Here is a 23,331-nt window from a genome sequence, read left to right as displayed (position 1 = left end):
TTCGGTCTTAAAGGAAATAATAAAAACAACTTACAAATAGCATACACTTTTCATCAATAGTTTTTAATATAAAAATAGAAAATTTTGTGAATAAATATTGAGAAAAATATTTCTGATAATTTCTGTTTATGAAAAAAATTTTTTCAACTGATGAAAAGAGGCTGCCTACATAGTAGACAGCTCGTAAAGTATTAACCGTTATGATATTTATACATCCAAAGAAGACCGGATTTTAATAATCTCGGTACACGTCCCATTAATGGTTGGTTTGCTAGTAAACCAAATCCGTGTTTTTTGCCGAGGGAACCGAGAACACCTTTTAATTTAATAACAGGTAGTTCATCAGGAAGTGGTTCATTATTCCAACGTTTTAATAATATTTGGACAATTTGTTCTCCTTGACCTTCAGCAAGTTGAGCAGATGGTGCGTGTGGAAGTGCTGCACAATCTCCTACAACGTAAACGTGCTCGTCATTTGGAATATTGTGATATTTTGTTAAAACAACCCGTCCGCTACCATCTTGTTCAACCGGAAGGTTTCGAACAACTTCATTTGCTTGAATACCAGCTGTCCAGACGATTGCATCACATGCAAGAGGTTCATCGTGGTTGTACACAATATTTGGTTCGACTTTGGTAATGTTAGAGTTTCGTATAATGGTAACGTTATGTTTTATAAACCATTCTTCTACATATCTACTTAATTTCTCTGGATATGGGAATAAAATTCTATCTTTTCTATCAAATAAATAGATTTTTAAATCAGAACGGCTCTCACGAAGTTCACTTGCTACTTCAACGCCACTTAAGCCAGCACCAACGACAGCAACTGTAGCATTCGGTTCTAGGCCATTTAATTGTTCATATGTCTTACGTGTTTGTTCAATTGATTGTAGGCTGTGTGTATATTCCTTTGCCCCAGGAACGTTATGATATTTATCTTCACAGCCAAGTCCGATAATTAAATCATCATATTGGATTGCTTCACCGCCATCAAGATGAACAGCTTTTTCTTCGAGATCAATATTTGTTATTGTGCCGTATTGAATATTGAGGCGTGGGTGCTCAGGAAACGGTATGCGAATATGCGTTTCTGAAATTGTACCCGCTACTAATGCATAATATTCAGTTTTGAAACAATGGTATGGTACTTTGTCGATTAATGTCACCTGTACATCATCTGGAAGTTGGTTGCTTGGAAGTAGCCGTTGCAGAATTCTCATTCCACCGTAGCCACCACCTAGTATTACGAGGTGTTTCATGATGGATTACCCCTTTTCTGTTGAAATGTCCCCTAATCCTAAAATTTTATATTAATAAAATATTTCGACTTTACTCAATCAAATTATATCGAATTTGTGAACAAATAACAATGCATGAATGAATACTCTGTTGTACAATAAGAAGAAAAGTAAAGTAAACTGTTTTCCTTTTCTAGTTACTATTTCATTATGAAGGCCGAAAAGCAGTGTTGTGAATATATTTATATAGAAAAGAATATTTGCTTTGAAGTGAAACAGTGAAGGAATTGAATAGTTTAGTAAGTGTAATGAAAACAACAAGAAACAGCTTAGTTTTCTTCTTATAGATGAAGTCAGAAGGTAATTTGTTTTGTAGTACAGGGGGGAGAATTTTGATTAAACCGTTAATTGAATTTTGTGTAGGTAACCTCGCGAGTGGTTCACAAGCAGCTTTAGAGAAATTAGAAAAAGATCCGAATTTAGATGTAATGGAGTATGGATGTTTAGGATATTGTGGTATTTGTTTTGAAGGCCCATTTGCCCTTGTGAATGGTGAAGTAGTACAAGGATCGACAGTAGAAGAGCTTGTTAATAATGTATATGAGTATTTGGATGAAAATCCAATGTTTTAAGGTGTTGCGAATGGGCAGCACCTTTTTCCATTAGATAAAATATTATTTCGCAGGGTAGGATAATACGGAATATAAATAAAAAAAGGCCCTTTTAGAAGGGCTTTTTTCCTACACAATTTGTGCAAGAATGGCTCATCGCCAAATGTTGTCAAATATGAGAAACGGGGGACATTCATATTGTGTTCTAAAAGCATGCATTCTATACTTAAAATAACAAATTATTTTTGGAGTGAATACAAATGAGCCAATTTTCTTTTACAAAAATGCATGGTCTTGGCAATAGTTATATATATGTAAATATGTTTGAGGAACAAATTCTTGAAGAAGATTTAGCTCTTGTGGCGGAAAAAGTTTCAAATATTAATACTGGTATTGGGGCAGATGGAATGATTTTAATTTGTCCTTCTGACGTAGCCCCGGTGAAAATGCGCATGTTTAATAACGATGGTTCAGAAGGGAAGAGCTGCGGCAACGGTTTACGCTGCGTAGCGAAATATGCGTATGAGCATAAACTAGTAGAAGAAACAGTTTTCACAATTGAAACGTTAGCCGGAATTGTAACGGCTGAAGTAACGGTAGAAGATGGTGTAGTTACATTAGCAAAAATCGATATGGGAGCACCACGTTTAACACGTGCAGAAATCCCGATGCTTGGTGAAGGTGAAACACCGTTTATTCGTGAAAACTTCTTATACAATAATCATCGTTATGCATTTACAGCTGTTTCAATGGGGAATCCGCATGCGGTTATTTTTGTTGATGATGTAGAAAAAGCGCCACTTACAACACTTGGACCAGTCCTTGAGACACATGAAATGTTCCCAGAGCGAGTAAATGTTGAATTTATCGAAATTTTGAATGATGACGAGATGAACTTCCGTGTTTGGGAACGTGGATCTGGTGTAACACAAGCTTGCGGGACAGGAGCATGTGCTGCAGTTGTAGCTGCTATTTTAAATGGAAAGCTGGAACATGGTAAAGAGATTACAGTTCATTTAGCTGGCGGCGATTTAATGATTGCATGGACAGAAGAAGGAAATGTGTTAATGAAAGGACCTGCGGAAGTAATTTGCCGCGGAGTGTATGAGTACAAGATAGAAGCGTAAAGATGTATAATAGAATGAGAACAGAAAGGATGGTGTATTTCATGATTGAAGTAACAGAACAAGCAGCTTTTCAAATTAAAGATATGTTAAAAGATGCTGAAGATGGAGAGAAGTACGTGCGCCTTGCTGTACACGGCGGCGGATGTAGTGGTCTTTCTTACGGCTTAGGATTTGAAGTAGAACCAAAAGAAGACGACACAGTTCTTGAATTTTTTGGTGTTGAATTTGTTATCGATAAAGAAAGTGCTCCAATTGTTAAAGGAGTAAAAGTTGATTATAAACAATCGATGCTTGGCGGCGGATTCACAATTGATAATCCAAACGCAATCGCATCATGCGGATGTGGATCATCTTTCCGTACAGCATCGAATGCTGGTAAGCCGGAAGAGTGCTAAGTTTTTGGCAGAAATAGAGAAAGACCTTTTTAGCGATGGAATACAATCGTTAAGGAGGTCTTTTCTTTTGCCGTGAAAAATCAAAAAGCCACCTTCTAAATTTAGAAATCAGCCTCAAGATATGTTGTGCAACGAGTTTTAAAGTCTTAATCTAATTTATCTTTGCATAGATGCAGGTATCAGTTAGTTGTTTGCCGTCAGCTGAAACATCTTCATTGCGTAATATCCCTTCAAGCTCAAAGCCTAGTTTTTCAGGAATCGCACGACTTTTCGTGTTATTAGATTCACATCGGATTTCAATTCTTCTAAATTTGAATAACTGAAATCCAAGGTTTGTTAACGCGCTTACTGTTTCTGTCATATATCCACTGCCACTAAATTGCGTGTTAATCCAGTATCCAATTTCACATTTAGAAATCTTCCAATTAATTGCGTGAAGGCTAGCAGTTCCAATAAAATCATTCGTCTCCTTATGGTAGATAAGATAGCGAAAGCTTTCTCTTTTCAAAAAATCTATATGCGCATTTCTCAAGAGAATTTCCGTTTCTTCAACAGTAGGAATTGACTGGAATAAAAACAACCACTGCTTTAATTCACTAATTGAATCTTTAATAGCTTCGTGTACTACATTCCCTTCACCTGCTTGCAGTGGTGCTCGAAGAATGAGTCTGTCTGTTTCTATTTGTAACGGAACATCTAATAAAATAGGATTCATATTATTTCTCCTCTCGAAAATTTAAAATTAGGAAATAATGAAATTTATGTAATAGAAAAACTTTCAGCTAAAAGTTAGAAAATAATAAATATATATTCAATTCATCGTTTACAAATCCCTTTTCACATATTGAAAACGAAATCGCTAGTTGGTTGAGTAAGGAATTATTATTTTTTACCTATTTTCTTACGATTTTTGTCTTTTGCATAATTAGAAGTTGGCTGATGTGTATGAAGAAGTTTAATGAAGTAGTAGCAACTGATCCGAAGGTAGAATCTGTCCTCGTTCCAATTGGTGTTGGAATGACTATTTCTAAAGTGAAGAAATAATTATTATCTTACAAAAGTGTAATGTTCATGTCATGTTTTTGAATTTCTTCTTTAAAGCCTGAGCTTTAAGATAAGAATATAAGAAAAAACATTTGAGGTGAAGGAAAATGAAAAGATACATTGCACTGTTTAGTATTTTAGTTGTATTTGCAAGTTTATTAGTTGGTTGTGATTTAAACCGTATGGGTAAAGATGAGTATTACGTTCAAGTTACGACTGATGGAATTGAGAAGAAGGAAAAAGCTGATAACGGTGAGATACACAAATCATTCGAGTATAAGCTACCTGCATTTGATAAAGAAGGTAAAGAAAAAGAATTGGAATTCACAGCTCCAAAAAATCTTCGCAAAGAAGCATTCTTACGCGTATACAATTCAGATAAAAAAGGTGTAACAGCTTGGGAAGAAGTGAAAAAAGACGAGCTTCCAGCGAAAGTTAAAGAAAAATTAGGTGCAAAATAAGAAAGAAAAAAGGAATTGACGAACAGGCTCAATTCCTTTTTATATTCTCAAAATCCTCTTCTGAAATGACTGTAAATCCATGTCTTTTGAATAAAGCAGTTGTTACCCCGTAACCGGTTTGTTTATTCCCGTTAAATTCTCCAGTGTAAATTGTAGAACTACCACAAGATGGACTACGTTCTTTTAAAATAATATATTCTGGGTGTAAGTCTTTAAGTTGTTCTAATGCTTTATAAGCACCATTTACGAAAGCTTCTGTGACATCTTCTCCATCTTTTGTCATCACTTTCGCTTTTCCGTCCAAAACGTCATCGCCATTCCCACCAATAATTTCAGCGGAAGGACGAGGCGTCGGTAGTCCTCCTAATACTTCAGGACAAATGAGGACTGTATCTTCTTTTTGCAGAAGTTCCTCTATTTTTGAAATGAGATTGTCATTCCCATCATAACGACAAGCGATACCACCTAAACAAGCGCTAATTACAATCATATTTTCATCTCCAATAAAGAAATATTAACTATCACGCCAATTTCTCTTCCTGCTTCTTACTTATAAATGAGGTGATAAGAATGGGAAGCTTATATAATTTAATGAAACCATATAGTGAATTTCAAAGTAAAGAGGAGTTTAATATATATCAAAAACAAGTTTTGAAATATTATCGATTTCAATTAAATAAAACGGATGCTACCATTATTCATTTTTTAGGAAAGTATGCGGTGAATGAGAAACAGAAAACAGTAGGAGTTGCTTGTCCGTTAATGGAGACGATTGCGACGAATGTTGGAAAGAGTATTCGTACAGTACGCCGCTCCATTGCAAAGTTAGAGGAACTAGGAATTATAAAGCGTGTTGCGACAAAAGAAAGACATAAGCGCGGCGGGTATAGTGCGAACTTATATATTTTTCTTATATCTGCAATTGACCGCATGGATGACCGTATGAAAATGTCCGCATGTGAAAGTGAGGATTATGCAGCTGGCTGTAGTAAAAATGAGCAAAAATATGAGGGGGAAACAATTCTTTTTAAAAACATTCCACAAATAAAAGAGAAAAGAAAAATAACGTATGAGCTTGATGAAACGTATTGCCGTCACGATATACCGAAGTCTTTTATATACGCACTGGTGCCGATGACAAGTAATCCGAAGAAGATTAATATATTTTGGAGTAAGGTGGAACTTGCGTATAAAAAGAGTGGCTTACTAGAGCAAGGTGTTTTATTAGAGCAAATATTAGCTGATGAAGAAGTGAACGGAAATTTCATTTGGCGCGTGAAAAGTGTTGTGAGGGCACATAAATATGGGGAAATTCGTAAAGATATTGGGGCACTTTTTTACAGTACAGTGCGAGATTTATTTTTTGAGGTTGGATTAGAGTGGGGAGCAGCATTAAGGAGGAGAAAGGGACTACATCTATTTGATCCGTTTAAAAAAGAGCCATGCTTATAATACATGACTCTTGCTTGTTAATCGAATTTCCTTACAACTGGAACACGAATCGCTACAAATAGTACGAAGACGATAACGGCGATTGCACCGCTTTTCATAACGGTTACGATTGGAATTCCTATTGCAAGTGCAATGGATGTGAATGCATAAGAGAGCGGGATAAAGCCCATTGATGATAGCATAAGTAAACTCATTACACGCCCCATCATCTCTTCTTTTACAGTTGCTTGAATCATTGCCATAAGTGGAACGATCGCCATTGCGATTGTAATACCGTAAAACATGCCAGCTAATAATGCCTGCCAAAGTACCGTACTAAAGTTAATGGATAAGAAGAATATACCAGACAGTAGCATCATGATAATGCAAAATAGGCCGCGTCTACGATTAATATTCTTTAAACCGACAATGACAGCGCCTATCGCCATTCCACCACCAACAGCAGCTTCTAAGTAACTGAACTGAAGTGAATCACCGTGCAGGACATTTTTAACGAAGAGCGGGAAACCGACTTGCATCGGACCGATTAAAAATAAGTTTAGAAAGGCGCTACAAATAAGGAAAGTTGAAAGGAATGGTGATTCCTTTACATATAAGATTCCTTCTTTAATAGAAGTAAACATGCCTTTGTCGGTATCTTTTTGCTCTGACATCGTAAATTGTATTTTTTGGACGAGTATGGCCGCAACGATCAGTAGTAAAATCGTAATCGAAAAGATTGTTTCATAGTTCGTAAATTTGATGAGAATTCCACCAAGTACAGGGCCCAAGATGACCGACGCTTGATTCGTCATTTGTGTAAGTGAATTTGCCTGCGTTAAGCGGCTTTTTTCTACAAGTTCGGGCAGAATAGATCCATCTGCGGACCAGAAAAAAGCATCAGCAAGTCCAAAGAATAAAGCGAATAAAGCAAATGTATATAGTGTTACATCACCGACGATGAACCATGTGAGAATGGTTGCGACAAGAATCGCTCGAATAATATTGGAGTAAAACATAATATTTTTTTTCGGGAATTTATCAGCTACAGCGCCGCCGATAATCATAAAAATAAGCCTTGGAACACTAAGAGCTACGAAAACAACACCGAGTGAAGCCTCAAGGTTTAATGTTTTTGCTATGTACCACGTTTGTGAAAAAGTAAAAAAGGCTAAAGCAAAGCTTGAAAAAAGAGTAGCTGCCCAAAGAAAAAGGAAATTCGTATTTTTTAATAACGGTTTTCCGCTTCCTTCTAAAGCAGTTTTATTTTGTTGTAGTTCCTCCATATTGCTTCCTTTCTATGTGACAAATTTAAACTAAAAAACCTATTAACAATCGTTTTATCCTGCGTTAACGGGCAGTAAAAATCCCACCTCAAAATTCGGTTCGAGCAAAGAAGTTAGGTGGGAGACCAACTGCCCGTAAACGTCCGATTGGTGAAGGCTAATACTCAGTGGGGGATGAACAAAACCCCCACTGAGTATAGTTTCACTTTATACAGTTTCTAATATTTCTATACTGCACTTTCTCATTGTAGACAATAATAATGAATTTGCCCAGTAGCTATTTAACGACAAAAAAAGAAGATACCAAAGAGTATCTTCTTTAAGCTAATGCGATATAAATATCTACTTGCACATTATTTGGGTCTACCGCTTTTTCATCATACAGTTCGAAATCTGTTGTAAAAGCACGTTTGTTTTCTTTCGACCATTGCCAAATGTATTCCCAAGCTTCGCACACGACTTCAGAAACTGGGCCTTTTCTCGATGTAAATACCGCATATGTAGCGGCAGGTATTGTTAAAGTTGTCATATTTTCAGGAACGTCTTTTAATGAAGAAACGGGCATAGCGATTGTAAATTTATATGTACCAGTTTCATCTGATTCGTAGTTTGAATAGAAAGCGAACGTTTCCTTTGTTTGTTGATTTGGGATGTGATGCATCATTTGTTCTTGGAAGTATTTGTTCCAAAGCCCTGGGATTTTTCCTTCAGTAGACGCCTCTTTTTCATTTGTCGTTGTAAGAGAAACACCGATTGCTTGGAAAGCTTCTTTTTTTACGATAATGGGTTCGTTAATCATGAAAATTCCTCCTTTTAAATAAGAACGTTTGTTCTGTTCTATTGTAACATGTTTTTGGGGAAAAGTAGAGCTTTTTAGAAAGTGTTACTTTTTTGAGGAGATATAAAAGAAACCCTTTCATATGTGAAAAGGGTTCTTCGTAGTTCTATATTAAAACATACTGGAGCTATGCATTGGTTGAAGTTTTGCGTTTGGATCGAAGTAAGCTTTTGCATTGTTTACTGCTGTCGGTGCTTCACCAAATCCACAAGCGATAAGTTTTACTTTTCCTTCATATGTACAAATGTCACCAGCAGCGTAAATGCCAGGAATATTTGTTTCCATTTTTGAATTCACAAGAATGCTATTTTTTTGTATATCTAAGCCCCAGTTTTTAATTGGGCCAAGAGAAGAAACGAAGCCGTAGTTTACAATTACGTCATCAACATCGATGATAAGTTTTTCTTCTGTTTTTACGTGTTGAAGAACGACTTGTTCAATTTTATCATCACCAATAAGTTCAACTGGAACGTACGGTGTGCTTACTTCTGCACGAGAATTCATTAAGCTTTCGACGCTATGCTCATGTGCACGGAATTTATCACGGCGATGAACGATTGTAACTTTGTCAGCAATCGGTTCTAACATCATCGTCCAGTCTACGGCTGAGTCGCCGCCGCCAAATACAACAACACGCTTGCCAGCAAATTTATTCATATCATCAACGAAATAATGTAAGTTTTTCTTTTCGTATTTTGCGGTCCCCTCTAATTCTAAGCGGCGTGGCTGGAAAGCACCATTACCAGCAGTAATAATGACTGATTTAGAATAGTGAGTTTGTTTATTCGTAACAAGTTTAAATATACCGTCAGCTTGTTTCTCAAGCGTATCAACAGCTTCTTCTAAGCAAACTGTTGGATCAAATTTCTTCATTTGCTCTTTTAAGTTATCAACTAACTCTTGTGCACGCACTTTTGGGAATCCAGCTACATCATAAATGTATTTTTCAGGGTAGAGTGCGGATAATTGTCCTCCAAGTTGAGGTAAGCTTTCAATGATTTTTACACTTGCTTGTCTCATACCGCCATAAAATGCTGTGAAAAGTCCAGTTGGACCACCACCAATAATTGTTATGTCGTAAACTTTTTGATTTTCTGCCACTTTCATTCCCCCTATAGATGGAATTTTGATATTGATTTCATATATTGTTCATATGTACATGAAAATCCTGCAAATGATGATACTTTCAAATAAATGATAGCATATTTCAGTTCATAATACTTCTGAAAACGACTGAATTATAAGTAAGTTTCCGCATAGATGTTTTTTACATTGTATAAAATATACAGAAAGGAAAATACATGAAAAAAAGGCTGAAAAACCCTTGTAAACGCTATGTTATTTTAAAATATTGATAATTCGCTAGGTGCTTGAATTATGGAATAAAACCGACTAATATAGGGAAGTATTATGTTAAATTTCTATGACAAAATTCGTACGATTTTTTGACTGCGTTTTGTTACGATATAGAATGTGATAAATTCCACATTCTTGACAAATAGAGTTTTTAGTACTTGGTATTATTTTTCATTACTATTATATAAAGAAAAGGGTTGTGATTTGGTGAAGACTCCAAAAATCGTAGTTTTAGGTGCAGGTTATGGCGGGATGATTACGACTGTTCGTCTGCAAAAAGCATTATCTGTAAATGAAGCTGAAATTACGTTAGTAAACAACAACAGCTATCACTACCAAGCGACTTGGTTACATGAGAGTGCAGCTGGTACATTACAAGATGAAAAAATCTGTCTAGATATTCAAGACGTTATCGATACAAATAAAGTGAACTTTGTACAAGATACAGTAGTAGAAATTAAAGCTGCTGAAAAACGCATTATCTTAAAAGACGGCGAGTTAGAGTATGACTACTTAGTAATTGGTCTTGGTTTCGAATCAGAAACATTCGGAATTACAGGATTAAAAGAGCATGCATTCTCAATCGCTAACATTAATGCAACTCGTGAAATTCGTGAGCATATGGAAGCTAGTTTCGCTAAATATGCAACTGAACAACGCGATGAGTTAGTAACAATCGTTGTTGGTGGTGCTGGATTTACTGGTATCGAGTACGTAGGTGAGCTTGCAAACCGTGTTCCTGAACTTTGCAAAGAGTACAATGTACCACGTGAAAAAGCACGTATCATCTGTGTAGAAGCTGCTCCAACAGCACTTCCAGGTTTCGATCCAGCGTTAGTAGAATACGCTGTAAAACAACTTGAGAAAAAAGGTGTAGAATTCCGCATCGGTACAGCAATTAAAGAAGCAACTGAAGAAGGTATTATCGTTGCGAATGGCGATGACACTGAATTAATTAAGTCTGAAACAGTAGTTTGGGCTGCAGGTGTTCGTGGTAACGGTATTGTGGAAGAGTCTGGCTTTGAAGCAATGCGCGGACGTGTAAAAGTCGATGAGTACATGCACGCTCCAGGATACGAAGATGTATTCATGGTTGGTGATGCAGCGTTAATCATTAACGAAGAAATTAACCGTCCATACCCACCAACAGCACAAATTGCAATACAACAAGGTTACAACATTGCACATAACTTAACTGTGTTAGTTCGTGGTAAGGGCGAAATGAAAAAATTCGCATTCGACAATAAAGGATCTGTATGTTCTTTAGGTCATGACGATGCAATGGGCGTTGTTATGGGTAAAAAGTTAACAGGTTGGAAAGCTTCCTTCATGAAGAAAGTAATTGATAACCGTTACCTATTCTTATTAGGTGGACCTTTATTAGTTCTTAAAAAAGGTAAATTAAAGTTCTTTTAATATATAATAGAAAAAGCAGAAACGGCTAAGAGCTGTTTCTGCTTTTTTCATATTAAAAATATAGTATAATATATAAAAAAGAAAGAATATTCTGTCCGTTCCGGTGGAGGAGGTTATTACATCATGGAGAAACGAGGGAAAGTGTGGTTAGCTGTTAGTGGTTTAGTAGCTACAAAAGATGGCAGGTGGCTATTTGTTAAGAAAAAATACAGTGGATTAAAGGGGAAATGGTCTTTGCCAGCTGGTTTTGTAAATGAAGGTGAGACGGTTGATGAAGCTGTGAAACGTGAAGTATTAGAAGAGACAGGTATTGTCGCTCATGTGAAGGGGATTATAGGTATTCGGTCGGGCGTTATTCGTAATGAAATTAGTGATAATATGATTATTTTCCTTTTGGAGCCTGAAGGGGAAAATATTATTGTACAGGAGAAGGAATTGTCTGAAGTAGCATTTTTACATCCAGAGACGATTGCTGACGATCCCAATACGTCTGTACTTATTAAATATTTGCTAGAAAGAAGATCAGAACTACATCTTGAAATGGACAAAACATTAAATCCAGGAGAGCAATTTGGTTATACAGCCTATCACGTATTTACGGCGCATGCGAAGGAGAGGGAGAAAGAGTGAGTATACCGGTACTACTTATTTCAATGATGTTATTCTTTATTTTGTTTTTTGGAATTGGATTTTTACTCAACATGATTTTGCGAGCTACATGGGTAATGGTTATTGTATATCCGATTGTTTGTATGCTTATTATTAATAAAGCGAGTGTGTGGGATTATTTTTCAAAGCCGAAAGAAACATTTTCTTCATTTGGGACAAGTGTATCGCATTTAGGACAAGCCGATATGTTTATTTTATCTACTGGATTAGTAGGTGCTGCTTTGGCAGGAATCGTAATTAAGAAACTTCGAAAGAGTGGGTATCAAATGTTTTAATCTCCAATCAATTTGGAGATTATTTTTTTGCATATTCCTTCATCGTATAGGGAATGATTAACGATGAAGGAGTGTGGAATATAAAAATGTTAAAACGATATTGTATTCGCATTATGATGACTTGTTTACTTGTATCCGCATTATGCGTAACATGGAAGGCTTTCACAGGAGTTTCTTTATTAGAGATTGTAAAGAAATATGAGGGAACGAGTGCAAAAGAAGTACATGCAGCAGAAGTTAAGAGAAATGTTGCTCCGAGTAAAGAAGTGATAAATGCTTTAGAGCAGGCAAACGACTGGTCTAAATATCGTTCAATTGAAATGACTGCAACTGGTTATACGTCAGGAGTGGAGTCAACTGGTAAGAGTCCAGGACATCCAGAGTATGGTATTACATATTCAGGTGTTAAAGCGAAAAGGGATTTATATTCTACAATCGCTGCGGATTTACGTGTATTCCCGATTGGAACGATTTTATTCGTGCCAGATTACGGATATGGGGTTGTCGCTGATAAGGGCGGTGCTATAAAAGGAAACCGTCTCGATTTATATTATGATACGGTGAAAGATGTTTATAGCCAATGGGGTAAGAAAAAAGTAAATGTATATGTAGTTAAGGTAGGAAATGGTAAGTTTACAGAAGAAGAGTTAACGATGTTAAATGAAGACGAAACGATGCAAGTGTTTCGTGGCCAATATTTAAAACAAAGATAGTCTAGTGGTAATTACGCTAGACTTTTTTATTTGATAATAGAAGAAAGATGGATCACCCCGCTATTTGTGGGCAGTAAAACCCCCACCTCAAAATTCAGCGAAAGCAAAGAAATTAGGCGGGGGGCGGGCTGCCCATAAAAGCCCGATTGGTGAAGGCTAATGATCAGTGGGGGATGAAGAAAAACACCACTGATTAAAGGTTCACTTTATATAGGATGTAACAGAAGTTAGAATTGTCGCATTTTATCGAAAATAAAGTTATAATAAAGGCAGAGTAGAGAAATTTAGGGGGTCTGAACATGTTTCAAGTACAAAAAGAATTAGCAGGTCATGAAGCGGTAATTGTTGCCTTATTTGAAGAAGAGAAAACGAGTAGTTTTGTACAAGAACTGGACAAAGCGTTTGAAGGGCAATTACAAGTTTTATTAGAAGAGAAAGAACTTTCTACTAAGAAGAAAGCTATTTCAAAAGTACATAGTTTAGGAAAAACAAATGTAAAACGCTATTACTTCGTCGGTTTAGGAAAGAAAGAATCTTATACGACAGAAACGTTACGTGCGGCTCTTGGTAAGGCGTTTAAAACGTTACAGGCAGCAAAAGTACAAGATGCAGCAATCTTACTTGATTCTTTCGTAACAGAGAAATTAGATGTGATTGATGTAGCTCATATAGCGGCAGAAGTACAAGGTCTTGGTACATATGAATTACAAACGTATAAATCAGATAAAAAGGATCGTGTAGAGTTAGAGAAGTTCACTGCTATTACAGCGGAAGATGCACAGGAAATTGAAGCTGCATTAACAGTTGGCTATGTGCATGGACGCGCAACAAATTCGGCTCGTACACTTGTAAATATGCCACCAAACGTATTAACAGCGACGAAGCTTGCTGAGTATGCTGTTGAGTTAGCGGAAAAGTATGATATGGATTATAAAGTTCTTGAGAAAGAAGAGATGGAAGATCTTGGTATGGGTGCGTTGCTTGCAGTAAACCAAGGTAGTACAGAGCCGCCAAAAATGATTGCTCTTATTTATAAAGGAAAAGAAGAGTGGACAGATGTCATTGGATTTGTTGGAAAAGGAATCACATACGATACAGGTGGTTATTCTTTAAAACCACGTGAAGGCATGGTCGGTATGAAAGGTGATATGGGCGGTGCTGCTGCTGTATTAGGTGCGATGGAAATTATCGGTGAACTTCGCCCAGAGCAAAATGTGATCGCTGTTATTCCATCAACTGATAACGTTGTAAGTGGTACAGCATTTAAGCCAGACGATGTAATTACATCTATGAGCGGAAAAACAATTGAAGTATTAAATACAGATGCAGAAGGTCGCCTTGCGTTAGCGGACGGTATTACGTATGCGAAAAAACTAGGTGCAAACTACCTTATTGATGTTGCGACATTAACAGGCGGTGTAATTGTTGCACTTGGAAATCATACGACAGGCGCAATGACAAACAATGAAGAGTTGTTTGAGCAAGTACTAGAAGCTTCAATGGAAACGGATGAATCAATTTGGCAATTACCAATTTTTGATCGTGATAAAGAACGCGTTCGAAATAGTAAGTTTGCTGATTTAAATAACTCACCAGGCCGTGAAGGACATGCGGTTATGGCAGGTACATTCCTAGGTGAATTTGCTGAAGATACACCGTGGGTACACTTAGATATCGCTGGAACATCTGAAACATCAGGAGCACATGATTTAGGCCCGGCCGGGGCAACAGGTGCAATGGTACGTACACTTGCAACACTTGTTGAGCGTTTCGGGGAAGAATAATTTTTGAAGAAAAGACTGTCTCAAACATTTGAGGCAGTCTTTTCTTATTGATATGGTACGAGTGTGATCAGTTTTTGTCGGTAAGTCGATACAACTTCATTTACTATTATGCTGTTTAAAAACGTGTGGCATAGTGAAAGGCTCGTCTTATAAAGAAATCGTATATAACGTCCCGCTTAAAGCAAAGGAAGTACGTCCTGTTTCTTCAGAGACAACTAAAATAAGTGCGTCACTTTTTTCTGATAAGCCAATTGCAGCTCTGTGACGTGTTCCTAGTTCAGGATCAACTTCCATACTTTTCGTTAACGGAAGAATATTAGCTGCTGAAACAATATGATTATTTTTAACGAGAACGGCTCCGTCATGAAGAGGATTACCTGGATAAAAAATTGATTCGAGTAACGGTGCAGTTAAATGAGCGTTTAATGTTGTGCCAGTTTGAATACAAGATTCAAGCGTCTCGTTTCGTTCCACAACGATAAGAGCACCGTGTTTGCGGGCACTTAAATGTTGGACAGCAGTTGTGATAAAATGTGAGCTTTCTGTATAAGGTGATAAATACGCCTGAATATAGTATGTAGCTGCCAATGTTTGTACATTTGCCAACATATGATGAATCTCTTCCATTTTACATAAAATACATTCATCTTCTTTATCAATCGCTTGCCTCATAATAGATAATTCTTTTTCAGCGCTTTCAATCATTTGCTTTGTTTGTATTTTGAGCTCTTCGGACAAGCCCCATTCTTGCATAATCCTCATTCCCTTTGGTGGAGTATTTAACCATAGTGTATACAAATATTCCTAGTAAAATCCTGCTATATTTTATAAAATATTGAGATACAGGTTGTTTTTTTCATATAATAAAGGTATGACAAGCGGGAGGAGATAGAGATATGAATTGGAAACAAGAATTTAGTCGCTGGCTTTCATATGCAGAATTAGACGTAGAATTAAAAGAACAGCTAGAAAACATGAAGCAAGATGAGAAGAAAATTGAGGATAGCTTTTATAAAAATTTAGAGTTCGGTACAGGTGGTATGCGTGGTGAACTTGGTGCTGGTACGAACCGATTAAATGTATATACAGTTCGTAAAGCGACACAAGGATTAGCGAAATTTATTGAAAAATTAGGTGAAGAAGCAAAGGAACGTGGTGTTGTTGTAGCATATGATTCTCGTCATAAATCACCTGAATTTGCAATGGAAGTAGCTGCAACACTTGGTGCACATGGTATTAAAACATATGTATTTGAAAGCTTACGCCCAACGCCGGTGCTTTCTTTCGCAGTTCGTCATTTACATACAGTAAGTGGAATCGTTCTTACGGCAAGCCATAATCCGCCTGAATATAATGGTTATAAAGTATATGGTGACGATGGTGGACAGTTGCCTCCAAAAGAAGCTGATGAGTTAATTAGTTACGTAAATGCAGTAGAAGATGAATTAACAGTTGAAGTAGCTGATGTAGAGCAATTAAAAGCTGACGGTTTATTACATATTATTGGACAAGAAGTAGATGATGCATATGCTGCAGAATTGAACGATGTCATTATTAATAAAGAAATGGTACAAAAGGTAGGGAAAGACTTAAAAATCGTCTTTACACCATTACACGGAACATCAAATCTTTCTGTACGCCGTGGTTTAGAGGAAGTTGGATTTACAGATGTAACGGTTGTAAAAGAGCAAGAGTTACCAGATCCAAACTTCTCTACAGTAAAATCACCGAACCCAGAAGAGCATGCAGCGTTTGAATATGCAATTCGTGACGGTGAAAAAATTGGTGCAGATGTGCTAATCGCAACAGACCCTGATGCAGACCGTCTAGGTGTAGCAGTTCGTAATCATGATGGTGAGTTCCAAGTATTAACTGGTAACCAAACAGGTGCATTAATGCTTGATTACTTACTATCTCAAAAGAAAGAAAACGGAACGCTTCCAGAGAACGGTGTTGTATTAAAAACAATCGTAACGTCTGAAATTGGTCGTACAATTGCAAAAGCATACGGTTTAGATACAGTTGATACGTTAACTGGATTTAAATTTATTGGTGAGAAAATTAAACAGTATGAAGAAAGCGGACAATATGAATTCCAATTCGGTTATGAGGAAAGCTATGGTTATTTAATCCGTCCATTCTGCCGTGATAAAGATGCGGTACAGTCTGTTTTATTTGCATGTGAAGTAGCTGCATACTACAAATCACAAGGTAAAACGTTATATGATGGTTTATTAGAAGTATTTGAGAAGTACGGTTTCTTCCGTGAAGATCTTGTGTCATTAACGTTAAAAGGGAAAGATGGAGCGGAACAAATTCAAGAGATGATGGCGACATTCCGTGAAAATCCTCCGAAAGAAGTAGCGGGCTTAACAGTCGTAGCGGTTGAAGACTATAAAGCAAGCATCGTTACATCTTTACAAGATGGACATAAAGAAGAGATTCACTTACCGAAATCAAATGTGTTAAAATATCAATTAGAAGATGGTTCTTGGTTCTGCTTACGTCCATCTGGAACAGAGCCGAAAATCAAGTTTTACTTTGGTGTAAAAGATAATTCTTTACAAAATAGTGAACAAAAGTTACTTACTATTAAAGAAGATATTATGAATCGTTTATAATATAAATTAATTTTAGGTAGTCAGAACAAAAGGGAAGCAAAACTTCCCTTTTGTTCTATGTAAGGAAATAATCGTTATTGATCCTGACAGAAGAGAGGGTATTTTGTTATGAAAAAAGTAAGAAAAGCGATAATCCCAGCAGCTGGATTAGGAACACGTTTTTTACCAGCTACAAAAGCAATGCCAAAAGAAATGTTACCGATAGTAGATAAACCAACTATTCAATATATTGTCGAAGAAGCAATACAATCAGGAATCGAAGATATTATTATCGTTACTGGTAAAACAAAGCGATCTATTGAAGATCATTTTGATAATGCATTTGAATTAGAGCAAAATTTATTAGAAAAGAAAAAGTATGAGTTACTTGAAAAAGTACAGGCTTCTTCAAAAATGGTAGACATTCATTATATCCGTCAAAAAGAACCAAGAGGATTAGGACACGCAGTTTGGTGTGCACGTAAATTCATCGGTGATGAGCCATTTGCTGTTTTATTAGGTGATGATATCGTTCAAGCTGAAAAACCATGTTTACGTCAGTTAATGGACGAATATGATAAAACACTTTCTTCTGTTATTGGTGTACAAACGGTTCCAGAAGATGAAACACATCGCTATGGAATTATCGACCCATTAGAGCAGGAAGGACGTCGTTACCAAGTTCGTAATTTCGTTGAGAAACCAGCAGCAGGTACAGCACCATCAAACTTAGCAATTATGGGACGTTACGTCTTAACGCCTGAAATTTTCATGTTCTTAGAACAGCAAAATGTCGGTGCTGGCGGTGAAATTCAGTTAACAGATGCAATTCAAAACTTAAATGAAATTCAACGAGTATTTGCTTACGACTTCGAAGGAAAACGCTACGATGTTGGTGAAAAGTTAGGATTCGTTCAAACGACAATTGAAATGGCCCTGCAACACCCAGAATTACGTGGTGACATGGTTACAATGATGAAGAGAATTTTAGAAGAACAAACGAAACAAGAGTCTTAATATAAAAAAAGAGTTATTTCAGTGTACTGAAATAACTCTTTTTTATTAAGAAATCGTCGAATGAGAACGTTGATAAGCAGAACGGCGTACAGCATAGTATATGCGAGGTGCGATAATAGCACCGATAATTGTAAATGCAATATCTTTTACTGCAAACCACATCATAATCATCCAGGCAGCTTTATAACTCATATTACCGCCCATGAAGAGATTGACCGCCCCGTACATGTAAGTAGTACCGATAATATAAGTTAAAATGATTCCTGTGAAAGAAGCGATAGCAAATGTACTGAATGTTGGTCTTTCTTTTTGTTCTACTATTTTTCCTGATACGTAAGCAACGATAATAAATGCGATAATAAAACCACCAGTAGGATCTAAAAGTGCTCCGAATCCAGCTTTGAAGTTAGCGAAGATTGGTGCGCCGGCTACGCCAACTAGCATATACACAGTCATTGATAATGCACCAAGTCTACTTCCAAGAAGAAGGCCTGCTAAAATTGCGAAAAATGGTTGCATAGATAACGGAACGCCCGCTATTTGCAGGAATGGCGCCCAAGATACAATATTTGCACCAATGGCCATAAGAGCAACAAACATGGCAGCTAATGCTAAATCTAAAACATGAAATCTTCTCATAATGTTAACCTCCTGTTGTTTTTAGGTTAACATTATCGTAGCGAAAATATTTACTTGTTGTCAATCAAATTATTTTGATAAGAAGGCTTCAAATAGTCTCTTAGCAACGTATACGGAATACGAAATTGTGGAATGCCGCTTGAATAAGGAGCGATCTCATATAAAGGGAAATAAATAACGAGATTGTTTGGTTCTAAAAAGAAGTGAAACTTTTTAGCACTCATTACTTTTTCCGTTGCATCAGGAAAATAAATACTTTCATTTTGTTTAATTTGCCTTACAATTTCTGCACGGATTACTTCTTTATATTTATCTTCTTGTTGAAATAAATCGTCTAAGCGTAGTAATTTTTTTTCATTTAAATCAAATGTGTTTGCTTTCCACGTATAAAGGCCGTGTGCCCCGCCCGTATATTGATAGTAATTCACATATAGGCTGAGAAAAGGTGGTTTATTTAAGGAGATTTTATAATCAACATTCGCCACGTACGGATGGAAGGGTGTACTAGACCCTTCTGTTTCTTTATAATATTTTTTTGCTTCTTTTTCTAATTTGTTTTTAAATTTGTCAGTAGATTTTTTGTAATAGAAATTGAGCTTATTTTGAAATTTAGAATCGGAAAAATTGTGAAAAGAAGGCCTACTAATTTGATATTCTATATAAGGTTTCTTACCTTTTTGCGTTATAGTCTGAACATCGATTGTCAGGTTAGATGCTTTGGCTGCCATTGCACAATTTGGTACAATAGTCAGCAAGGAGAACATGAGCAATAGTATACAAAGTTTCTGTTTCATTGTGGTGAAACCTCCTTATATAAGTGTTATAGGTAGTTTGAAAATAAATAGGTAAAATTATACATTTAATTAAAGAGAGAAGGCGAAAACGATATGGCAAAAACTTTAATGGACTCACTTGGAATTGAGTTGTTAGAAATGACAGAAGATAAAGTAGTTGCTACGATGCCTGTTGACGAGCGTACGCATCAGCCGTTTGGATTTTTACATGGTGGTGCTTCTATAGCGTTAGCGGAAACAGTAGCAAGTGTTGGATCATATAATTTAATTGATCAAGAGAAATGTATTTGTTTCGGTCTAGAAATTAATGCAAATCATATTCGCTCAAAGAAAGATGGAATCGTAACAGCAATCGGGACACCGATACATAGAGGACATTCAACGATGGTTTGGGATATTCGTATCATTGATGAAAATGATGATTTAATATGTATTTCAAGATGTACAGTAGCAATTAAAGAAAAACGTGAAAAATAAAAAAGAGGCAGCTCTCATGAGCAGCCTCTTTTTTTATAATTAGAACTGGATTTTCTTTTCTAAGAAACCTTTTAGTTCGCTAATTGGCATACGAACTTGTTCCATTGTGTCACGGTCACGTACTGTAACAGCTTTGTCTTCAACAGAGTCGAAGTCGTATGTGATACAGAATGGTGTACCGATTTCGTCTTGACGACGGTAACGTTTACCGATAGAACCAGTTTCATCAAAGTCTACCATGAAGTCTTTAGCTAGTTCTGCGAATACTTCAGTAGCACCTTCAGATAGCTTTTTAGATAATGGTAAGATTGCTGCTTTGTATGGTGCTAAAGCAGGGTGGAAACGAAGAACTGTACGAGAATCGTTTTCTAATTGCTCTTCTTCATATGCATCACATAAGAACGCTAATGTTACACGGTCTGCGCCTAAAGATGGCTCGATGCAGTATGGTACGTAACGCTCGTTCGTTTGTGGATCGATATAGTTAAAGTCTTCGTTAGAGTGTTCCATGTGACGTTTTAAATCGAAGTCTGTACGAGATGCAACGCCCCATAGTTCGCCCCAACCGAATGGGAATTTGAATTCAATGTCAGTTGTTGCGTTACTGTAGTGAGATAGCTCTTCCTCACCGTGGTCACGAAGACGCATGCTCTCTTCATGCATACCAAGTGAAAGTAACCAGTTTTTACAAGTTTCACGCCAGAATGCGAACCACTCTAAATCTTCACCAGGCTTACAGAAGAATTCAAGTTCCATTTGTTCGAATTCACGTGTACGGAATGTGAAGTTACCAGGCGTAATTTCGTTACGGAAACTCTTACCAATTTGGCCAATACCAAATGGAAGTTTTTTACGCATAGAGCGTTGTACGTTTTTGAAGTTTACGAAAATACCTTGTGCTGTTTCAGGACGAAGGAAGATTTCGTTTGTGCTAGACTCTGTAACACCTTGGAATGTTTTGAACATTAAGTTGAACTGACGAATTTCAGTGAACTCTTCACTACCACAATCAGGACATTTTACTTCATGTTCTTTCATTAAGTCAGCCATTTGGTCGAAAGTAAGACCGTCAACAACCATTTCAATGCCTTTTGCATCTAATGCATCTTCAATTAATTTGTCAGCACGGTGACGCGCTTTACATTTTTTACAGTCGATCATTGGATCGTTGAAGTTACCAACGTGACCAGAAGCGATCCAAGTTTTTGGGTTCATTAAAATAGCTGCATCTAAACCAACGTTGTGTGGAGATTCTTGAATGAATTTTTTCCACCAAGCTTTTTTAACGTTATTTTTTAATTCGATTCCAAGTGGACCGTAATCCCAAGTGTTTGCAAGACCACCGTAAATTTCAGAACCAGGGAAAACAAAACCGCGATGTTTCGCTAAGTTTACAACTTGTTCCATTGAATACATAATAAAATCCTCCTTTTGAAAGTTAACGTATTGGCGATGACGTGCTCTGGTACTTGTGAAATGAGCAGTATATGCTTTGAAAAACATAAAAAAACGCTCATCCCAAGGCATATTTGCCTAGGGACGAGCGTTTGCCCGCGGTTCCACCCTAGTTGATACACAAAAGGTGCATCCACTTTATCATGTAATGCTCGAGACTGCCGTTTCCTTGCGTCTTCAGGCTTTCACTATCCCTGAATCGCTTTTTGTGCAAGTACTTATAAGTCCGTCATCGCTACTTATATTAATAATAATGAACATATTCTAACACGTTCTTTTTTAAATCTCAATAGAGGAACGCGTCTATCTATGATAGAGTCTCGCCTATTTTTTCGTTATTTATTCCGTAATTTTGTTTAATATGCTTAATTGCTTCACGTTTACTGAGCGGGGCAAGCTCGTTATTTTGCACGTATTCCCAAACGATATCAGGCTTTGTTTTTGCATACTCGCGAAGAACCCAGCCGATCGCTTTTTGAATGAAAAATTCTTTTGAAGAATGTAGTTGTCCAATAATCCAGAAAAGAAGTTCTTCATCCATCTTTTGTTTATATTTTAGTTGGAATAAAATAGCGGCACGTTGTAACCATATGTTATCTGATGCAATCCATTTTGGAATATATGCAGAAATTAATTCGGGATGTTGTAAAAAGATAGTACCTAAAAATGTAGGAACGATGCTATCAACAGAATCCCACCAAGATTTCGTAACAATAAGTTCTTCTAAAAATGGGATATGAGTTTCGTTTATATGCTTTTTATATTTTTGCATAATATCAAGTGCGGCAGCTTGATATTCACGTTCTGGTAAGTTCCAAAGTTCACGTACGATAACTTGGAAGTCTTTTTTATCTGGGAGAGTATGTATTTGAATGACGTCTTTTAATAATTGGCGTCTTTCCGGTGTTTGAATACCTAGAAATGGGAAGTGATTTTTCATATAACGAGCCATTGGTTCTGCTTTTTCAGGATTTTGATGAGCTGTAAAATGCTCTTGTAATGCTTGTACAAATGGATGCATAAGTGTTTCTCCTCTCTTATTACCTTTCTTCTCTTATTATACAAAGAGTTTGGTTAAATTTTAAAACATAACTTGCAATGTAATGAAATATGTTGAAAAGAGAGGGGAGAGGATAAGATGGAAGATCAGAGCGTACTAGCAGGTTTCTTTGCTCTTAGTTTTGCGTTTATTCTTGTTATAATAATTTGGGCAATTATTTCGTATTTGTTAACGGCTTTTGCACTTTATACAATGGCAAAAAATGATGGTGCAACTGATGGGGTTCTTGCGTTTATTCCATTTTTGAATAGTAAGACGTGGGGTGACTTGGCGAAGGATAAATTACCAGATTTCTTGAAAGAAGAGGCAGGGTGGAAAGTATTCGGTATATATGTCGCATGTTTCATCTTTAACTTCGTACCAATTATAAGTTTACTAGCAACAGCCGTATCGATTGTGCTGTCCATTTATCTCATCTATGCTATTTTAGACAGATATGGAACGAACTCTATACTATTTACGATTATTCATGTAATCACATTTTCGGTTTTCTTGCCGATTCATTTATTCATTATCCGAAATGAGCCGGTAAGATATAACGAGTAGATATATGCGGGGAGCTGTTTCGAAGCTATTTTGGAACAGCTCTTTGTTGGTTAATTGATATTTCGTTGACCAAGAAAAAAGGGCTGCCACATAGGA

Annotated in this window: 26 protein-coding genes; 15 read left to right on the top strand and 11 right to left on the bottom strand. The window is 36.7% G+C overall.

Features of this window, described 5'->3' with window-relative positions; all coding sequences use genetic code 11:
- Positions 1 to 191: 191 nt before the first annotated feature.
- On the bottom strand, positions 192 to 1,262 hold the full coding sequence (locus F0362_RS24405; RefSeq protein ID WP_000682063.1) for an NAD(P)/FAD-dependent oxidoreductase: 1,071 nt from the start codon (positions 1,260 to 1,262) through the stop codon (positions 192 to 194).
- A gap of 371 nt (positions 1,263 to 1,633) precedes the next feature.
- Here F0362_RS24405 and F0362_RS24400 point away from each other — a divergent pair, with 371 nt between their 5' ends.
- From F0362_RS24400 to F0362_RS24390, 3 genes are all read left to right on the top strand, one after another.
- The gene (locus F0362_RS24400; protein ID WP_000595027.1) at positions 1,634 to 1,873 is read left to right on the top strand and encodes a YuzB family protein; all 240 of its coding nucleotides are present in this window, start codon (positions 1,634 to 1,636) and stop codon (positions 1,871 to 1,873) included.
- Positions 1,874 to 2,112: 239 nt separating this feature from the next.
- Positions 2,113 to 2,979, top strand: a complete 867-nt coding sequence (dapF, locus tag F0362_RS24395) for a diaminopimelate epimerase (RefSeq protein ID WP_000077378.1) — start codon at positions 2,113 to 2,115, stop codon at positions 2,977 to 2,979.
- 41 nt (positions 2,980 to 3,020) lie between these two features.
- Positions 3,021 to 3,374: a HesB/IscA family protein gene (locus F0362_RS24390; RefSeq protein ID WP_000573823.1), complete on the top strand. Its 354-nt coding sequence runs from the start codon at positions 3,021 to 3,023 to the stop codon at positions 3,372 to 3,374.
- Between the two features lie 151 nt (positions 3,375 to 3,525).
- On the opposite strand, the gene F0362_RS24385 is transcribed toward F0362_RS24390, so the two are convergent.
- On the bottom strand, positions 3,526 to 4,089 hold the full coding sequence (locus F0362_RS24385) for a GNAT family N-acetyltransferase (protein WP_001068203.1): 564 nt from the start codon (positions 4,087 to 4,089) through the stop codon (positions 3,526 to 3,528).
- A gap of 224 nt (positions 4,090 to 4,313) precedes the next feature.
- Between F0362_RS24385 and F0362_RS24375 the strand changes: the two genes are divergently transcribed.
- Both F0362_RS24375 and F0362_RS24370 read left to right on the top strand, forming a co-directional pair.
- The gene (locus tag F0362_RS24375) at positions 4,314 to 4,418 is read left to right on the top strand and encodes a hypothetical protein (protein ID WP_000335909.1); all 105 of its coding nucleotides are present in this window, start codon (positions 4,314 to 4,316) and stop codon (positions 4,416 to 4,418) included.
- A gap of 107 nt (positions 4,419 to 4,525) precedes the next feature.
- Complete coding sequence (locus F0362_RS24370; RefSeq protein ID WP_000833163.1) at positions 4,526 to 4,879, top strand: YxeA family protein; 354 nt, start codon at positions 4,526 to 4,528, stop codon at positions 4,877 to 4,879.
- A gap of 28 nt (positions 4,880 to 4,907) precedes the next feature.
- Here F0362_RS24370 and F0362_RS24365 read toward each other — a convergent pair whose 3' ends face one another.
- A complete protein-coding gene (locus F0362_RS24365) occupies positions 4,908 to 5,369 on the bottom strand; it encodes a 2-thiouracil desulfurase family protein (RefSeq protein WP_000635467.1) in 462 nt (153 codons plus the stop codon).
- A gap of 80 nt (positions 5,370 to 5,449) precedes the next feature.
- Here F0362_RS24365 and F0362_RS24360 point away from each other — a divergent pair, with 80 nt between their 5' ends.
- On the top strand, positions 5,450 to 6,331 hold the full coding sequence (locus tag F0362_RS24360) for a helix-turn-helix domain-containing protein (protein WP_000535232.1): 882 nt from the start codon (positions 5,450 to 5,452) through the stop codon (positions 6,329 to 6,331).
- A gap of 17 nt (positions 6,332 to 6,348) precedes the next feature.
- Here the strand turns inward: F0362_RS24360 and F0362_RS24355 are convergent, their stop codons facing one another.
- The 3 genes from F0362_RS24355 to F0362_RS24340 form a co-directional block, all read right to left on the bottom strand.
- Entirely contained in the window at positions 6,349 to 7,596 is a 1,248-nt protein-coding gene (locus F0362_RS24355; RefSeq protein WP_000391933.1) for an MFS transporter, read from the bottom strand.
- A 319-nt stretch (positions 7,597 to 7,915) separates the two neighbouring features.
- Positions 7,916 to 8,395, bottom strand: a complete 480-nt coding sequence (locus tag F0362_RS24345) for a GyrI-like domain-containing protein (RefSeq protein ID WP_000606662.1) — start codon at positions 8,393 to 8,395, stop codon at positions 7,916 to 7,918.
- Positions 8,396 to 8,545: 150 nt separating this feature from the next.
- On the bottom strand, positions 8,546 to 9,535 hold the full coding sequence (locus tag F0362_RS24340; protein WP_000829781.1) for an NAD(P)/FAD-dependent oxidoreductase: 990 nt from the start codon (positions 9,533 to 9,535) through the stop codon (positions 8,546 to 8,548).
- Positions 9,536 to 9,997: 462 nt separating this feature from the next.
- On the opposite strand from F0362_RS24340, the gene F0362_RS24335 reads away from it, so the two are divergent.
- The 5 genes from F0362_RS24335 (at position 9,998) to pepA (ending at position 14,647) form a co-directional block, all read left to right on the top strand.
- The gene (locus tag F0362_RS24335) at positions 9,998 to 11,206 is read left to right on the top strand and encodes an NAD(P)/FAD-dependent oxidoreductase (RefSeq protein ID WP_000856608.1); all 1,209 of its coding nucleotides are present in this window, start codon (positions 9,998 to 10,000) and stop codon (positions 11,204 to 11,206) included.
- Positions 11,207 to 11,329: 123 nt separating this feature from the next.
- Complete coding sequence (locus F0362_RS24330) at positions 11,330 to 11,836, top strand: NUDIX hydrolase (protein ID WP_000415305.1); 507 nt, start codon at positions 11,330 to 11,332, stop codon at positions 11,834 to 11,836.
- Positions 11,833 to 12,150, top strand: coding sequence for a YuiB family protein (locus tag F0362_RS24325; protein WP_000027018.1), 318 nt, complete (start codon positions 11,833 to 11,835; stop codon positions 12,148 to 12,150). Before F0362_RS24330 ends, F0362_RS24325 begins: the two co-directional genes overlap by 4 nt.
- A gap of 86 nt (positions 12,151 to 12,236) precedes the next feature.
- Complete coding sequence (locus F0362_RS24320) at positions 12,237 to 12,863, top strand: 3D domain-containing protein (RefSeq protein ID WP_000920107.1); 627 nt, start codon at positions 12,237 to 12,239, stop codon at positions 12,861 to 12,863.
- Between the two features lie 299 nt (positions 12,864 to 13,162).
- Complete coding sequence (gene pepA, locus F0362_RS24315; RefSeq protein WP_000487961.1) at positions 13,163 to 14,647, top strand: cytosol aminopeptidase; 1,485 nt, start codon at positions 13,163 to 13,165, stop codon at positions 14,645 to 14,647.
- A 147-nt stretch (positions 14,648 to 14,794) separates the two neighbouring features.
- Here the strand turns inward: pepA and cdaS are convergent, their stop codons facing one another.
- Positions 14,795 to 15,400 (bottom strand): sporulation-specific diadenylate cyclase CdaS, encoded by a 606-nt coding sequence (cdaS, locus tag F0362_RS24310; protein ID WP_001158744.1) that lies wholly within the window; start codon positions 15,398 to 15,400, stop codon positions 14,795 to 14,797.
- A 143-nt stretch (positions 15,401 to 15,543) separates the two neighbouring features.
- On the opposite strand from cdaS, the gene F0362_RS24305 reads away from it, so the two are divergent.
- On the top strand, positions 15,544 to 17,268 hold the full coding sequence (locus F0362_RS24305) for a phospho-sugar mutase (protein ID WP_001104199.1): 1,725 nt from the start codon (positions 15,544 to 15,546) through the stop codon (positions 17,266 to 17,268).
- A gap of 108 nt (positions 17,269 to 17,376) precedes the next feature.
- Entirely contained in the window at positions 17,377 to 18,264 is an 888-nt protein-coding gene (galU, locus tag F0362_RS24300; RefSeq protein ID WP_000757817.1) for a UTP--glucose-1-phosphate uridylyltransferase GalU, read from the top strand.
- A gap of 45 nt (positions 18,265 to 18,309) precedes the next feature.
- Here galU and F0362_RS24295 read toward each other — a convergent pair whose 3' ends face one another.
- Together F0362_RS24295 and F0362_RS24290 are read right to left on the bottom strand one after the other, a co-directional pair.
- Entirely contained in the window at positions 18,310 to 18,903 is a 594-nt protein-coding gene (locus F0362_RS24295; RefSeq protein WP_001252145.1) for a biotin transporter BioY, read from the bottom strand.
- A 50-nt stretch (positions 18,904 to 18,953) separates the two neighbouring features.
- Complete coding sequence (locus tag F0362_RS24290; protein WP_000810657.1) at positions 18,954 to 19,697, bottom strand: DUF3298 and DUF4163 domain-containing protein; 744 nt, start codon at positions 19,695 to 19,697, stop codon at positions 18,954 to 18,956.
- A 93-nt stretch (positions 19,698 to 19,790) separates the two neighbouring features.
- Between F0362_RS24290 and F0362_RS24285 the strand changes: the two genes are divergently transcribed.
- Complete coding sequence (locus tag F0362_RS24285) at positions 19,791 to 20,174, top strand: hotdog fold thioesterase (RefSeq protein ID WP_001140604.1); 384 nt, start codon at positions 19,791 to 19,793, stop codon at positions 20,172 to 20,174.
- 39 nt (positions 20,175 to 20,213) lie between these two features.
- Here F0362_RS24285 and F0362_RS24280 read toward each other — a convergent pair whose 3' ends face one another.
- Entirely contained in the window at positions 20,214 to 21,590 is a 1,377-nt protein-coding gene (locus F0362_RS24280; protein WP_000287143.1) for a glycine--tRNA ligase, read from the bottom strand.
- 346 nt (positions 21,591 to 21,936) lie between these two features.
- Positions 21,937 to 22,650, bottom strand: coding sequence for a DNA alkylation repair protein (locus F0362_RS24270; protein WP_000553336.1), 714 nt, complete (start codon positions 22,648 to 22,650; stop codon positions 21,937 to 21,939).
- 117 nt (positions 22,651 to 22,767) lie between these two features.
- Here F0362_RS24270 and F0362_RS24265 point away from each other — a divergent pair, with 117 nt between their 5' ends.
- Positions 22,768 to 23,235, top strand: coding sequence for a hypothetical protein (locus tag F0362_RS24265; protein WP_000390112.1), 468 nt, complete (start codon positions 22,768 to 22,770; stop codon positions 23,233 to 23,235).
- Positions 23,236 to 23,331 lie beyond the last annotated feature (96 nt).

The organism is Bacillus sp. BS98 (assembly GCF_008432245.1).
GTDB lineage: Bacteria > Bacillota > Bacilli > Bacillales > Bacillaceae_G > Bacillus_A > Bacillus_A toyonensis.
The sequence above is the reverse complement of the archived record's forward strand: the minus strand, read 5'-3'. Positions and strand labels throughout refer to the sequence as shown.